This is a genomic window from Prevotella melaninogenica (genome assembly GCF_018128065.1).
GTDB lineage: Bacteria > Bacteroidota > Bacteroidia > Bacteroidales > Bacteroidaceae > Prevotella.
Genome location: NZ_CP072359.1, coordinates 270719 through 286296, shown reverse-complemented (window position 1 = coordinate 286296; position 15578 = coordinate 270719). Strand labels below are relative to the sequence as shown.

The window sequence follows — 15578 nt, the reverse complement described above, 5'->3', positions numbered from 1 at the left end:
ATAAAGACTAATCAATGAAGTATCATCTACACATGTTTAGAACTTTAAGAAGGTTACCTTCTTTGGTGTTTCTGACAGCTTTTATTTTGATGCTTTCGTGGAGTTCTCCTGCTTCTGCACAAGTAGCAGGTAAGAAGTTCTCGATTTCATTCAAGGATAAGAGTGTTGCTCAGATTTTGGATTTTATTTCTACAAAGGGAGATTACAAGATTAATTATTCAGACGATGTCAAAAATGACACGTTGCTCCTTACCATCTCGTTTGAAGATGTAGACGAGTTGAGTGCTGTAGAAAACCTGTTGTCTCATACACCTTTTATCTCCAATGTTGAGGGTAAGGTGATTGATGTGTTCAAAATGAAGAATGCAACGCAGGGGCAATATACTGTTCGTGGAACGGTTAAAGACAAAGATGGGTTGGGCGTGCCTTTTGCGATTGTACAGATTAAGGGTACATCACAAGGTGTTACTGCAGATATTGATGGTAACTTCTCAATGCTTGTAAATAAGGAGGAAGGAACACTTAGCATCTCCAGTGTGGGCTATGACGCTAAGACGCTGAAGTATCACGCTGGTAAGGCGCTGAATGTAATCTTGACTTCTTCTGCTATTGCAATGGGAGAGGTGACTGTTGTAGCCTATGGTAAGCGTAACACACGTGAGCAGGTAGGTGCTGTCGCATCTGTTAAAATTGAAGATTTGCAGAAAGCCCCAACAGCAAGTATTGAGAACCTTTTGCAAGGTCGTATGGCAGGTGTGGATGTAACCAACCTATCAGGTTCTCCTGGTGGAGGCGGCTCTCGTATCACAATTCGTGGCTTTAGCTCTCTAAATCAGAAGGGTATCAATGATGGTACTCCGCTCTATGTAATTGATGGTATACCAGTATCTGGTAGTGCTGGTGAAGCCACTGGTGGTATTAATCCTTTGGCTGGACTTGACCCTTCAAGTATTGAGTCTGTACAAGTACTTAAGGATGCAGCATCAGCTTCACTCTATGGCTCACGTGCTGGTAATGGTGTTATCCTCATTACTACAAAGAAAGGTAAGTCTGGACGTTCTGAGGTGAGTTTTAATGTGTCACAGTCTCTTTCTTGGTTGCCAAGTACACCAATGCAAACACTTGGTAAGGGTGAGCGTGATATAGCTCTCCTTCTTGCTAAGAAGCAGAGAGGTGCTCATTATGACTACATGACAGATAAGTTGATTTATCCAGGTTCTTATAAGGATTCATACGGTTGGGATGCTGATAATGATGGATCATACGATTATCTGTGGCGTAATGGTAAGGTGTTGGATTCTGATCGCCGTCTGCCGAGTATTGCGCAGGACTCACTTAACACCTTCTATAATAACCGAACAAACTGGTGGAAGTATGCTTTTCGTGTTGGTAAGGTGACTAAGGCTGATATGTTATTAGCTGGTGGTACGGATAATATTAGATATATGGTTAATGCTGGTGTTTATGATGAGACTGGTATTATGATTAGTTCTAACTTCCGTCGTTTCAGTTTGTTGAGCAACCTCGATTTCAATCTTTCAACGAAGCTAAGTGCTTTCACACGTATCAACCTAACGTACGCAACTCAAAAGGCAGGAGCAGATGGAGGTCGTGTGCAGGGATTGACATTTGACCCGAAACGTACATCGACGCTCTTGCCAGGTAAGGGTAGTATTGCAGAGCAAATAGCATTGAGGCAGTTGCGAGATATTGATAAGACCAACTCAAACTATAATGTTCGTTTGAGTGTGGGATTGAACTACAACATCTTGAAAGGTCTGAAGTTCTCTTCTACTTATTCGCTGGACCATTACTTCACTCGTGTTTACACATTCACACCTGATTACTTGAAGTATGACAAGAAGTCTGAGGTTCAGGCTTCTAATATTGCAATGACAAATATTCAGACAGAGAACATTCTTACTTACAACTTGGCATTACCAAGTGAACATAAGTTGGAGTTGATGGCTGGTATGACTTATAACTATGACTTGCTGCAAAATTTAAGTGGTACAGCAAAGGGTGGTCCTACCAATTCTATTAAGTATGCTGGTGAGGGCTGGCCGTCACTCATCACTGATGGAGGAACCATAAGAGCTGCACAGAGCTTCCTTACTAATCAACAGGAACAGGCATTACTCAGTTTCTTGGGTCGTACTGCTTATAGTTATAAGAAACGTTATATGACTGAACTTTCTATCCGTGCGGATGGTTCAAGTGTGTTTGGTAAAGATGTACGTTGGGGTACTTTCCCTTCTGTTGGTCTTGGCTGGGCATTCAGTGAAGAGCGTTTCATGAAGAAGTTCTGGTGGTTAAGCTTTGGTAAGCTCCGTGCTTCTTGGGGTAAGTCTGGACAGAAGTTCCAAGAGCCTTACTTGGCATTGGGCGTGATGGAGGAGAGTAATATCTTTAACGGTTCGTTAGGTCTTATCCCACAGTCTATGGCTAATAAGAAACTTACTTGGGAGGAAAGTGACCAGTATGACCTCGGTCTTGACTTACAACTTTTGGACTATCGATTGAAGTTCAAACTTGATTATTACTATAAGTATTCAAGTAAACTATTGATGCAGTCTTATCTGCCGGGTAATGTTTTCCTTGCTAACAATATGTGGGACAATGCTTCTGCTATCTCTAACGAGGGTATTGAGTTTGAGGCACAGTATGATGTTATCCGCAAGAAGAATTGGAATTGGAGCATCGGCTTCAACCTTTCTCATAATAAGAATATGCTGCGTAAGACATATAATGGTGAAGACCTTAACGACAAAGTCTTAGGTCGTCCAGTCTATGGTATCTATACTTTCAAGGATGAGGGAATCGTTCAGAAGGAAGAAGATATTCCTATGTATCCTAATGCATCAGGTAAGCTGGTTCCACTTTACTTCCAGTCTATCAACAATCCATTGCGTGTGGGTGGAAGAAAGATTAAGGACCAGAACTATGATGGTGTGATAGATGACAAGGACCTCTATTATGCTGGTAGCACACTTCCTGCTGCCTATGGTGGTTTGAATAGCCATTTGGAATGGAAGGGATTGAGTCTTGATGTACTCTTCAGCTATACTATTAGCCGTAAGGTAATGAATATGTATAAGAACAGTGCCTTTACCTTTACAAAGGACTTTGGTGTCATCATGAATTACTTCCGTCGTAGCGACTTCTGGACTACAAGCAACAGAAACGCAAAATATCCTTCCCTTGAGTTCGCTGATAAGGATTATGTAGGTCAGTTTGATGGTAATGTAGATTCCAACATTGAAAATATCAGCTTCTTGCGACTCAAGCAGTTGGTTATTGGTTATCAGATACCAAAGAACTGGTTAAAGGGTTCTTTCATCAAGGATGCTAATGTCTATCTCAGCGGAGAGAATCTGTTCTTGATTACCAATTATTCAGGAGTAGACCCAGAGGTTATCAATCCTTATACTGGTAAGGATGATGGAACACAGTATCCATTGAATAGAAAGGTTACTTTGGGTCTCAACTTAAAATTCTAAAAGAAATGAAGAAGATTATAATACTCTCACTATGTGGTTGTCTTCTGTCTTCTTGCAGCCTCGACTTGCAGCCAGAGAACGGATTGACTTACAGCAACTCGTTTAATAAGGAGAAAGAGCTGAATGCAACAACCACTTCTATTCTATATTATATTAACACTGTTGTAGGTAATAATTACGTTCTTTCAACAGCTGGTATGAAAGCTGATAAAATCTTGGATGGTAAGCAGTTGCGTGAATGGAATCCACGAACAGTGATTACAAGCGAATATTCATGGAAGGGTCTTTATGACATTATCTTTGAAGCTAATCTGTTGCTTGATAATATAGATAAGACAAGTGATTTAACAGAAGATCGTCGGAAGTATCATGTTGGGCAAGCTGAATTCGCTCTTGGATTATCTTATTTCCTCTTGGCTCAGCGTTATGGTGAGGCTATCATAACAGAGAATTCAACAGAGATAAAACCTTACTCTTTGTCTTCTCAGAGTGATGTGCTTAACGCTGCGATAGAACATGCTAAGAAAGCATTGGATATTTTGCCAACGTGGGATAAGTTGACGGATTTAAATGGTGTTTCAATTACTAACCGTCAGACAGCCTCAAAGGGTACTGCTGCTGCTTTGCTCGCACAGATTTATGCGTGGAAGGGCAGTGTAACAGAACTTTATAAGTTGCAGGGTAATGCACAGGAGGATTATCAGAAGTCTATTGATTACTCTACACAGCTTATCGATGGTCGCGTGGGTAACTATCAGCTTTGTTCTTCTCCAGAGGAACTCTGTACGTACTTATCTAACGAGAAGTCTCCTAATCCTGAGGCAATCTTCAGCTTGTACTTTGATAAGACACGCTCAGAGAACGTTGTTTCACCTAATGAGGTGGCACAAAACTTTGTGAGCTGGCCTGTTAGAGAAGATCAGACGTTGGCAGATTTACCTTCAAGTAGTGTTTATCAGCTTTATGCTTCAACTGTTGAGTCTTTATTCCCTGATGCTACAGATCAGCGTTTGCAGGCTTTCTTCTATGATTGGGGAACCTCACACGAAGTTGATGGAACGAACTATGCTATTATGTATAAGTTCAGAAAAGCGATTATGGATGCCGATCAGTACTCTCCAAGTGGTAAGACCTACCGTACGGTGGATGCTGACTATGTTTACTGGAGACTTGCTGATTTCTATCTATTGAGAGCTGAGTGCTATCAAAAGTTAGGTAATGAAGCAAAGGCTATCGCTGATCTTAATGTGATTCGTTCACGTGCTGGTGCGCTTTCTTATCCTTCAACCTATGATACTGAGGGATTGAAGAAGGCTATTTTCCTTGAAAGAGAAAAGGAGTTTATCGGTGAGAATGATGCACGATATGCAGATGTTATCCGTAATGGCTATGTGAAAGAAGAGTTACAGGGTAAGTTCCGCTTGTTGACTAATCAGGATATTCAAGGTGGTGCACTCTTCCTTCCACTTCCAAAGGATGCATGGCAGGATAAGGATGGGCACATCATTAATACATTGTTGCGCCAGAAACCTTATTGGCAGGCTTATAATTAATGATGGATAAGGATTATACAAATCAAAAAGTGTTCGATATAATGAAAAAGATTATATATATAATAACAATGTGTCTGACAATGGGAGTCTTCTCCAGTTGTACTCAGTATAACTTTGACGACACTGGGCTTGCTAATGGAAAGCATGATATGACGATGTGGGAATACTTCAAAGGGGACAGCTATAATTGGGATTCCCTTCGTGTAATGGCAGAACGTGCCGACTTAGTGTCGCTCTTCCAAGGTACAAGTCAGTACGGAAAGAACTTCACATTCTTTGGTCCTACGAATCATAGTATTCGTCGTTATCTCTATGATAATCATATGGAGAGAGTGTCGGATATCCCAGTTGCTGACTGCAAGAAGTTTATTTTGAATAGTGTTTTGCCTAACAAGCGTGTGATGCTTGATGATTTCAAGGAGGGTGTTAAGTCTTCTAATCCTTCAACGCCTATTGGTAAGGGTGGTGAAACTGTTGAGATGGCATCGGGCAGCAAGTTGTGGATTTACACTTTCCGTGAGTCTTACAACAGTGTTCCGGGTGCTGGACCTTTGCGCATCCATTTGGTTTCTCCAACGACAACCAAGACCTCGGATGTTGCTTCATGTAATATTGAAACAAACACAGGAGTGGTTCACTCACTTGTTTATGACTTCAATTTAACCGACTTTTAAAAATGAAACAGATGAAGAAAGGAATATCATTGCTGTGCCTTGTGGCTCTAACAATAGGTTTTATGGTATCATGCAGCAAAATGGATGTAGGATATTTGAGAACAACGGGAGCATCATTTACTCCCGACTCTCTTAACGCTTTCCATAACGTTGATGCAACGAGTGAGCGTGGTATCAATAAGTTACCATTCGTTTCAACACGTATTCAAGGTGTTGCTGGTACTAACCCTATCAATTACGAATTATCTGGGGTGAAGGCTGACAGTCAAGAACAGGCACAGATGTTCATGAAACTTTATAAAGAAGGTAATATTTCAGTGACAGGTGGCTTGATAGTTGTAACACAAGAGGCTACGCAACAGTTAACAAACGGTAGATATCGTCTGTCCCTCAAGGTTTATAATCAAGACCATGAGGTTGTGTTGGAGGATATTTTTAAAGTTGTGGTGACTGATGATGAGTTGCTCGTCGACTAATATTGATATAAACATATTATAATCGATTATTTGTACTTTCAGCATTGATTTTGTACGTCTTTCCCATATTATGGTGGTAGGGGCAGAAACGAAGAACAACAATGCGATGGTAAAAAGATAACTTGAATAAACAACCTATTAAAACAAATTAAATATGAAAGAAGAAGATATATCTTACTGCTTGTTGCTCTTTTAATGTTGACTGTACAATTGCATGCTCAGCAGGGTACAGAAGCAACAAATGGAATTAAGTTCTTCAAGGGTACTTTTAGTGAGGCTTTGGCTCAAGCAAAGCAGGAGAATAAGATAGTTTTCGTTGACTTCTATGCCGTGTGGTGTGTTCCTTGCAAGAAGATGGCAAAGACTGTTTTCACACAGGAGGAAGTTGGAAAGTATTTTAATGAGCATTTCATCAGTTTGCAGTTAGATGCTGAGAAGGGTGAGAATGTTGATATCGCTAAGAATTATAAAATTGTTGCTTATCCAACAGTAGCTTTCATTGCACCAGATGGCAAGGCTTTGTCTGTGAATACAGGTGCAATGGATAAGGATGAACTTATGGATGCCGCTAAAATTGCTGCTGGTGAGAGTGTAAGTTTTGAGGAACTTTACAATAAGTATAAGGCTGATAACAACGATCTCGATGTTCAGCAGCAACTTCTTCTTAAAGCACCATCTTTCTTACAGGCACAGGAGGGTATGGATGCAGATAAGTGGGTGACACGTCTACAGAAACTTTATAAGAACTATGTGGCTGCGAAGGCACCATTGAAGCTTATCAATGAGAATGATTATCGTATCATTCTGTCATTGGAGGGTGATGAAGATAGGGAGCATAAGCAGTATGTGATTGACCTTATGAACGACCACCTTGATGATTGGATGAAGAAACTTGGTAAGGCACCTGCCTACTATATTGTTGAGGCTAACGACATCTTTGCTGAGGATATGGCAAAGGATGGCAACGTAAAGTATAAGGATTATGTTGAGAAGGTAAAGAGCCAGTATGCAAAGGCATACGAGGTTGTTGGCCTGACAGGTATTACTGCTTACGAGAAGGCAAAGCTTTACTTTGATGCTCTCTTCAACTTGTACAAGAATAAGGATGTGAATGGCTATGTGAAAGCTATGGAGACCTATTTCGGTAAGATGGAGAATAACCTCCGTTCTGCTGACTATGGTAAGGCTGCACAGAACCTCTATATGGCAGCTGGTAAGAGTTTGAAGGCTAAGGATCATGAAGTAGCTATCAAGTGGGCAGAGAAAGCTTTAGCACAGGAGGATGCTGTGATGGACCGTGTAAACTATATGGTAATGATTGGCGACTCTTATCGTGAGTTGAAGAACTATACCAAGGCACGTGAATACTATAACCAGGCATTTGCTGAGACACTTCGTTTGGAGAATATGGAGATGCCACAAGCTATGTTGCAGGGGGCAATCAAGCAGAAGCTCTCTACACTCGAACTCCTTGAAAAGTAAACAATGACTATGTTCAAGAATATCATTAAATGCCTATCGAGCGTGCCAGTGGCACTGCTCATAGGCTTTTTGCTTTTTCCCCTCAGTACTGCCAATGCGCAGATGAAAGGACTTAAAAAGGGAAAACTGGCAAATGGACTTACTTATTATATCTACAATGATGGTTCTGCTACGGGTGAAGCACAGTATTATCTCTACCAGAACGTCGGAGCTATCTTGGAGAATGATGAGGAAATGGGATTGGCGCACGTGTTGGAACATTTAGCTTTCAACACGACAGATCACTTCCCTAATGGTGTGATGAACTTCCTTCGCAGTAATAATCTCAATGACTTTGAGGCTTTCACGGGTGTTGATGATACGCGTTATGCTGTTCACAATGTGCCAACCAATGATGCGAAGCTTAATGAGAATATGCTTTGGGTGCTCCGTGACTGGTGTCATGGCGTCAAGATGACCCCTAACGATATCGAAAAGGAACGTGGTATTATCCTTGAGGAATGGCGTCATCGTTCGGGAGTAGACCGTCGTCTGACAGATGCTATCGCACCTGTTGTTTATAATCATGCAGGTTATGCAACTCATAATGTGATTGGTTCACAGAAGATACTGGAAACCTTTCAGCAGAAGCAGGTAAAGCAGTTCTATGATAAGTGGTACCGTCCTAATATGCAGTTTATCGCTGTTATCGGTGATGTTGATGTTGACCAGATGGAGAAGAATATCCAGACAGTCTTCAAGACATTACCAGCTAAGCAGGCCCCTGCTGTAGATCCACAGACAAGACAGATTCCTGATAATGCAACACCGCTCTATATGCGTTTCATTGACCCAGAGAACAAGAGTACTTCTTTCGGACTTTATCAACGCTATGAGGTGAAGGGCAACGCTTCAGAAGAGGATCGTGTGCGCCAGTTTATCTTTACTAAGTTCTTCAATACATTAGCTCCAAAACGTTTTGTGATGTTGAAGAATGCAGATAAGGAGAGTTACATTGCAGCTGAGGTAAGTCTCTCCCCACTGGTAAGAAACTATTATCAGATGGCATGGGATATGGTTCCATATCAGGGCAATGAACAGAAGGCGCTTCAGCAGATGTTGGCTGTGCGTGACAACCTGCGCGACCAGGGCTTTACAGCTGCTGAGTTCAATGCTGAGAAGGAAAAGATGTACAATGGAATGAAGGATGTTCTTGAGGCAAAAGGATTAGGTACACCAGACAATGCTTTAATGCTTTTCCGTCAGAACTTCCTCTATGATATTCCTGTACAAGACTTCCGCGGACAAATTAACCGTAATCTTGAGACCTTAGTTGAGTTGGAAGTAGAGGATATGAATGCTTGGATGAAGTCATTGCTTAATGACAACAACCTCGCTTTTGTTACCTATTCTAAATCACAGGGTGAGATGAATATCACTGAGAATAACCTTATGGCAGCCTTGAAGGGTAAGAGTTCATTCAGCGATATGGCTCGTGCTGATGGTATGAAGCCTATCAGTCAGTTGATTGACTTCCCTCTGACAGGAGGAAAGATTGTTTCTGAAAAGCAGTTGAAGACTTTGCAGGCAAAGGAGTGGACACTCTCTAATGGTGCGAAAGTTCTTTATCGTAACGTTCCGGAGCTGAGTGGTCAGTTCCTCTTTGCAGGTTCTGCAGAAGGTGGAAAGTCTATTGTTCCAGCACAAGAACTTGCTAACTATAATGCAATGCGTTCACTCTTGATGCAGTCAGGTGTATATAATTACAACCGAAATCAGTTAGCACAGTGGCTGCAGGGTAAGAATATTAATCTTTCTCTCTCTCTGGAAGACTACAGTGATGGCGTGGGTGGTAATGCGCCTGTTGACAATGCTGATGATTTCTTTAGCTATTTACACTTGATTCTCTCACGTCAGAACTTCTCAAAGTCAGCCTTTGATAAGTACATCCAGCGTAACCTCTACGTCTATGAGAATCGTGCTACGACAGGTATGGCAGCTGTACAGGATTCTATTCAACAGTTGCTTTATCCAGTTAGTGCAATGAATCCACGTCAGGATGAGGCTTTCTTTAAGTCAGTTCAGTTTGATAAGTTGCAGGAACAGTTCCAGGCGCATCTTGGTGATGCGTCACGTTTTACCTATTGTCTTATTGGTGACATTCCAGAAGCAAAGGCAAAAGAGTTGATCCTCCGCTATATTGGTTCTCTCAAGGGAGAAGGCAAGCCTATGAAGACAGCAATCCAGCCAATGGACTTCTCTTCATCTACGCCAGTCATTAAGCGTACTTTCGAGACAGAAACTGAAGGTGGAATGGCTGAGATCGAGATTTCTTTTGCTAATAAGCTGAAACTTTCTGATCGTGAGCAGGCTGCTTTGGAAGTGATGCGTGGAATCTTGGAGCGTCGTTATTTTGATGTATTGCGTGAGAAGGAACACCTTACCTATACAGTAGGCGTACAGAGCAACTATACCTCACAACCAGTAGCTGGCGTGAGTCTTAACATCCATCTTTCTACTGCGAAAGAGAATGCTGACAAAGCCCTTAGCCTTGTTTATAGTATTCTTGAGGATGTGAAGACTGGTCGTTTCACCGCTGATGAGTTTAAGGCTGTGATGGTTCCGTTGGCAGTTGATGAAGAGCAGACAAGTGCAGCATCACAGTCTAACAGTGATCCATCAGTGTGGATGGCGTTGTTGAACATCTATGCTGAGACAGGCAACGAACTATCTCCAAATGACAACGCCGCTTCTGCACCAGTGTTTAAGACGCTCACACCACAAGGTATCACAGCTGTGGCTATGAAAGTGATGACAAATGCTAAGCAGCGTGAGATTATCGTTAAACCTGCTGCGCAAGAAGGTAAACATACCTTTAAGTAATTAATGGTAAGTAAATTTAATAAAACAGAGGTGTGCAAGAGTGCACCTCTGTTTTTTTTTGTGTACGCTCGGCATGAGCATTGTCTAACGGGTGTAAGTCCCGAGTAAGCCCTAATAGCGGGAATTACATAGCCAACGGCAAGGGTGTTCATCGTGAGGTGAAATCTGAAGGAAGCCGGCGGCAAACATCTGACCTAACGTACAGAAACTTCATATAAGGCATATGACTGTGGATGAGATTGCTCAACAAATCAAAGTCCCATAGCTATTCGGAACGGTTGGTGGAGTTTCCTTGAGCGAAGCGAAAAAATGAAGTAGGTATAAGATGGAAAGACAATGCCCTTATTCGAGGAGGTCTCACGGACGTGACGATTAGTTGTCTTTACAAAAGTTGCGGAGCAAAACTTGCCGTGAGAAGTCAGCAGATGCCATAGTAGTGTAGCGGTCGGTAACGCTTCACGAAGGGCAGAACCTAATAATTAAGCGATAGTAATTGAAAGTTACCGTATGAAGGAACGAATGCAGAAAACATCAGCTTATGCTAATGACTGCCCCCAGAGAGATAGGACGGAATCCGAATGGTATGGGGGAGTGCAGACTTTCATGTGGATATCCGAAGACAACATCGTGGAAGTTCCATTCGACAAGGAGCACTTGTTGGAGTTAATCCTCAGTCCCGAGAACCTGAACCGAGCCTATAAGGCAGTTGTGGGGAACAAGGGTAAGGGTGGTATCGACAAGATGTCATGCGCGCAGCTACTACCATGGCTCTTGACCCATAAGGATGAACTTCTATGCTCCTTGTTTGACGGTACATACCGTCCCAATCCTGTCCGCCGGGTAGAGATACCCAAGGACAATGGCAAGATGCGCCTGCTGGGCATACCCACTGTGGTTGACCGCATGGTGCAGCAAGCCATCAACCAAGTGCTAACCCAAATCTATGAGCCTCATTTTTCCAAGCGGAGCTTCGGCTTTTGCCCGACCAGAGGATGCCACAACGCACTGCGAGAAGTGCAGAAGACGGTTGATGATGGCTATACATATGTAGTTGACCTCGACCTCGAACGCTTCTTCGACACAGTTAACCACGGCAAACTCATAGAGATACTCAGCCGTACGATAAAGGATGGCAGAGTGGTTAGCCTTATACACAAATATCTGCGCAGCGGTGTGATAGCCAAAGGTCTTTGGCACGCGAGCGAGGAGGGAACTCCGCAAGGCGGTCCTCTAAGTCCACTTTTGAGCAACATCATGCTCAACGAGTTGGACAAGGAACTCGCACGTAGAGGTCACCCCTTTGTCCGCTATGCCGATGATGCGATGATATTCTGTAAGTCCAAGAGGGCTGCAGAACGTGTAAGGTCGTCCATAACCAAGTTTATTGATGGAAAACTCTTCCTTAAGGTGAACAAGGAAAAGACGGTCGTTTCGTATATCAAGGGTGTGAAGTACCTCGGCTACTCCTTTTATGTACACAGAGGTAAATGCCAACTCACGGTACACTCCAAATCTAAGTCGAAGATGAAGTCATCCCTCAAAGAGTTGACAAGTCGTAGCAATGGTTGGGGATATGTGAAGAGAAAGCAGAAACTGAGAAAGTATATTGTGGGATGGGTAGGTTACTACCACCTTGCCAATATGAAACGGTTTTGCCTTGAAACCGACGAATGGCTAAGGCGACGCATACGCATGTGCATATGGAAAGCTTGGAAGAAGCCAAAGACGAAAGTTGTCAATCTCATTAGGTGCGGAATTGCCAAGTGGCAAGCCTACCAATGGGGGAACACTCGCCTGGCTTATTGGCGCATAGCAGGCAGTCCCATCTTGAGTATAGCCATGTCAAACGACCGGCTACGCAAGCAGGGTTATGTCTGCTTATTGGATGCCTATCTCGGATGGAACCCAAAATAGGAACCGCCGTATGCTGAACGGCATGTACGGTGGTGTGAGAGGTCGGTAAACGTGAAAATAGGAGATAAATACCTTTGATTAGCGTTTACCTCCTACTCGATTTTTGTTCAAGATGTATTGAAACTGTCAACTGTTTGTCCTATTGTCATTCTCCGAAAAAGAAAACCTTTTCATTTTAAGACTTATAACCATACAAATATGGCTCCGAAAAATCATTACATATTTTTAAATAAAGCATCTACAAATAACAGCAGAAATGTACATAAAAAGCAGGTTCGTAACCAGCAGGTAATCAGTTGGTTATAAAACGGTGTAGGAAGAGATGCTTAATTAGGCTTCAAAAGGGCGTTAGTCAGACCTCAAAAGAGCACCTATTGCAACCCAAGTAGGGGTCTTTTAGAAGCCAAAAGAGCATGTTTTGGATTCGGGGTGCATGAAAATAGTTTACAAATATTACTTTGGTAAGGGGATAGATTGTTTGTAGACGACGAATAGACATAGTAACTATTTGTCTTTCCAGCTTTTTATCTTGTAGTTTATCTTCCTTTGTTAGATTATCTAATTTGGGATAGTCATACCCTGCAAGTGTATAAGTTTTTATTTAATTTCCAATCTATACATTTAACGGAAGAACCCATTTTTTCTCATTGGATATCATTTCTTATTTATGAATCAATAGTAGAAGTAATTACTTTCTCTTGTGTCCAGCACTCCCCTCTCTCTCGGAGAGGGGTTGGGGGAGAGGTCTTTAATAATCCTCCTTATACTTATCCGTCTCAATATAGATATAAATCTTGTATTCAGGGAAAGCGGCACGCATATTCTTTTCGATGTCGTTAACCAACTGAGGTGCTTGCGCTTCGTATTCGTTCTTGACGTCAATCTTTGCAGTGACAAGGATGTCATTAGGACCGAGGTGGATAGTCTTGATGTTGATGAGGCGGTTGATTTCTGTTCTGTTGAACACCTCCTTAATACGTGATAGGTCCTTTTGTGTAACACTCTCACCAATAAGCAGACTGTAGAACTCACGTGCGAGGAAAAGAGCTGCAGCACAGAGAAGTACACCAATCAGTACACCCGAGAGGGCATCATAGAATGGATTGCCCGTGAAATGGGTCAGAAGCGTACCGCCTAAGGCTATCAGCAGACCAATGACAGCACAACTGTCTTCTGCGAAGATGATAAGGATTTCGCTGTGGCGGCTCTCCCGCAGGAAGCGATAAAGCGATAGGTTGTCCTTGTTCAACTCCTTTATCTCTTTGAAGGCAACGCGCAGGCTGCCCAATTCTACTAAGAGACCAAAGACAAGAATACCAATGATGAGCCACGTATTCTCCAAGCCGTGCTCCGGATGAAATAGCTTCTCTGCTGCTTCCATAATACCTAATGCACCACCAGCGAAGAACAACATCATTGCAACAACCAAGCTATAGAAATACTTAGCACGTGCCTGTCCGAACGGATGCTGCTCCGTTGCTTTTGCAGTCGACTGTCGGTTGCCTACCAATAGCAGTATCTGATTACCACAATCTACAACACTATGGATTGACTCATTCAACATAGCAGCTGAGCCTGACACTGCAAAACCAACAAACTTAGATATCGCTACCAAGATGTTTGCACCTAAGGCAGCGATAACACTCATCATTCCTTCACTTTTCTTTTCCTTTTCCATATCCTGTTTTAAGCGTTTCGATATTGTTCTGTTATTACCAGATGTATTGTGTAACGTGCTTACTACTATCTTGTTTGTTATTTTCATTTAGTGTCATCAGCACTTCCTCAATGCGGGTGGGACGTCCTTCCTTATCATACTCCGTTGTCAGTTGTGCCTTGAAATCCCACTCTTTCTGTATTGAACTGAAGCTATAGCTGCTAATATCTCCTTTCGGAATAACACCCATATAGCCCAAGGTGATGAAGGGGATGGGTATTCTTATACCACAACCAAACATCCAAAAGTAATAGAGGTTATGGTAGTTCGTTTTCTCTCCAGTATCTCTGTAAGTGATATTTAATGATTTATTAGGTAATATCTTCTCTCCCTTCCATTGGAGGATGTTGGTTTGTCTCCCACAGCTAACATTAGGTGTGTCACGACAAACGAGTCTTCTCTTATTATCGTAGGTGTATGTATAATAGTCAGGAGTGTTATTTGCTTCTACGATAAGTCCGTTCTTAACTATATAATAGCCATCGAGGAGTTCATCTAACTGGTCTTTAATATGCGTCTTATGAATGAAAATGGTGTCACCAGTGTAGGAGTAAGTGTAATCATCCAAGCTGTCTGTACCCACACGCTCTATGATGAGCTGCCCTTTTTGGTTACAATAATAGGTGATAGTGTCCTTACTCCTCTCTGCTTTCGATGTTACGTCTTTGATAATCGTCAGGTAACGATGCAGTTGTTCTCCATGATAAGTTATCTCTTCGGCTATTCCAGAAGGAACAGACGAACATGAGAAAAACAAACTAACAGCTATGATAGCTAATAAGAACAGTTTGACGTCTTTGTATAAGTCTTTCTTCATTTGTTATTGATAGTTAGCGAGTTTGTTTGTATATGCGGAGTTCTGCAATCTTGAATAATAGATAGTGAGTAGCAGTAAGGGACACATACTTCCTTTTCAGAGGGGGGGAACGAACTTCTTTAAGTCTTGTTCTTCTACAGTCAGCCTTACTTCTTTACAGCCTTCTGTGCCTCCTTCACCATCTTCAGACGTTCCTCATAGATGGGGTGCCACTTGTTGATCATTGCTTGAAGGTCCTTACTTCTCTGCTCCAAGTCGCGGTATTCATCCGTGTTTGTTTCGTTATTCTGGCTCTTCATTAGCATCTGTTGCAGCATCAGTTTCTGTTGTTCGTCAGCCTTTTGAAGTTGTGCGCCAAGCTTTTCGAGATTCTCTATGAATGCCAGCGCACGGTCAATATGATTTTCTTTTGCCATCGTTTGACTATCTTTTAATGTCTTTTTTATGCGTACAAAGTTACAGAAAAAGTTCAGTATGACCACTGCTTCCAAATTATTTTCACGAAGAAAAGAATTTCTTTTCATGAAAAAAAATATTTTTCTTCACGTAAATAAATATTTCTTTTCATGAAAATAATTTGCAG

General features: G+C 42.1%; 10 protein-coding genes. 7 read left to right on the top strand and 3 right to left on the bottom strand.

The window, feature by feature from the left end; all coding sequences use genetic code 11:
• Nucleotides 1-14 precede the first annotated feature (14 nt).
• From J5A56_RS01225 to ltrA, 7 genes are all read left to right on the top strand, one after another.
• Complete coding sequence (locus J5A56_RS01225) at nucleotides 15-3500, top strand: SusC/RagA family TonB-linked outer membrane protein (protein WP_036919023.1); 3486 nt, start codon at nucleotides 15-17, stop codon at nucleotides 3498-3500.
• 5 nt (nucleotides 3501-3505) lie between these two features.
• Entirely contained in the window at nucleotides 3506-5053 is a 1548-nt protein-coding gene (locus J5A56_RS01220) for a RagB/SusD family nutrient uptake outer membrane protein (protein WP_021671072.1), read from the top strand.
• A gap of 41 nt (nucleotides 5054-5094) precedes the next feature.
• Nucleotides 5095-5727: a fasciclin domain-containing protein gene (locus tag J5A56_RS01215; protein WP_036919030.1), complete on the top strand. Its 633-nt coding sequence runs from the start codon at nucleotides 5095-5097 to the stop codon at nucleotides 5725-5727.
• Nucleotides 5728-5729: 2 nt separating this feature from the next.
• Nucleotides 5730-6203 carry a hypothetical protein gene (locus J5A56_RS01210; protein WP_021671070.1) on the top strand — a complete coding sequence of 158 codons (474 nt, stop codon included), beginning with the start codon at nucleotides 5730-5732 and terminating at the stop codon, nucleotides 6201-6203.
• A 195-nt stretch (nucleotides 6204-6398) separates the two neighbouring features.
• Nucleotides 6399-7685 (top strand): thioredoxin family protein, encoded by a 1287-nt coding sequence (locus tag J5A56_RS01205; RefSeq protein ID WP_211815460.1) that lies wholly within the window; start codon nucleotides 6399-6401, stop codon nucleotides 7683-7685.
• 9 nt (nucleotides 7686-7694) lie between these two features.
• Complete coding sequence (locus J5A56_RS01200; protein WP_036919026.1) at nucleotides 7695-10547, top strand: M16 family metallopeptidase; 2853 nt, start codon at nucleotides 7695-7697, stop codon at nucleotides 10545-10547.
• A gap of 507 nt (nucleotides 10548-11054) precedes the next feature.
• Nucleotides 11055-12461, top strand: coding sequence for a group II intron reverse transcriptase/maturase (ltrA, locus tag J5A56_RS01195; protein WP_211815442.1), 1407 nt, complete (start codon nucleotides 11055-11057; stop codon nucleotides 12459-12461).
• 748 nt (nucleotides 12462-13209) lie between these two features.
• Here ltrA and J5A56_RS01190 read toward each other — a convergent pair.
• The 3 genes from J5A56_RS01190 to J5A56_RS01180 all read right to left on the bottom strand — a co-directional run bounded on the left by J5A56_RS01190 (nucleotide 13210) and on the right by J5A56_RS01180 (nucleotide 15411).
• Entirely contained in the window at nucleotides 13210-14139 is a 930-nt protein-coding gene (locus J5A56_RS01190) for a cation diffusion facilitator family transporter (RefSeq protein ID WP_021672709.1), read from the bottom strand.
• 34 nt (nucleotides 14140-14173) lie between these two features.
• Nucleotides 14174-14995, bottom strand: coding sequence for a hypothetical protein (locus J5A56_RS01185; RefSeq protein ID WP_021672710.1), 822 nt, complete (start codon nucleotides 14993-14995; stop codon nucleotides 14174-14176).
• 146 nt (nucleotides 14996-15141) lie between these two features.
• Nucleotides 15142-15411 (bottom strand): hypothetical protein, encoded by a 270-nt coding sequence (locus J5A56_RS01180; protein ID WP_036920268.1) that lies wholly within the window; start codon nucleotides 15409-15411, stop codon nucleotides 15142-15144.
• Between the last annotated feature and the right edge of the window lie 167 nt (nucleotides 15412-15578).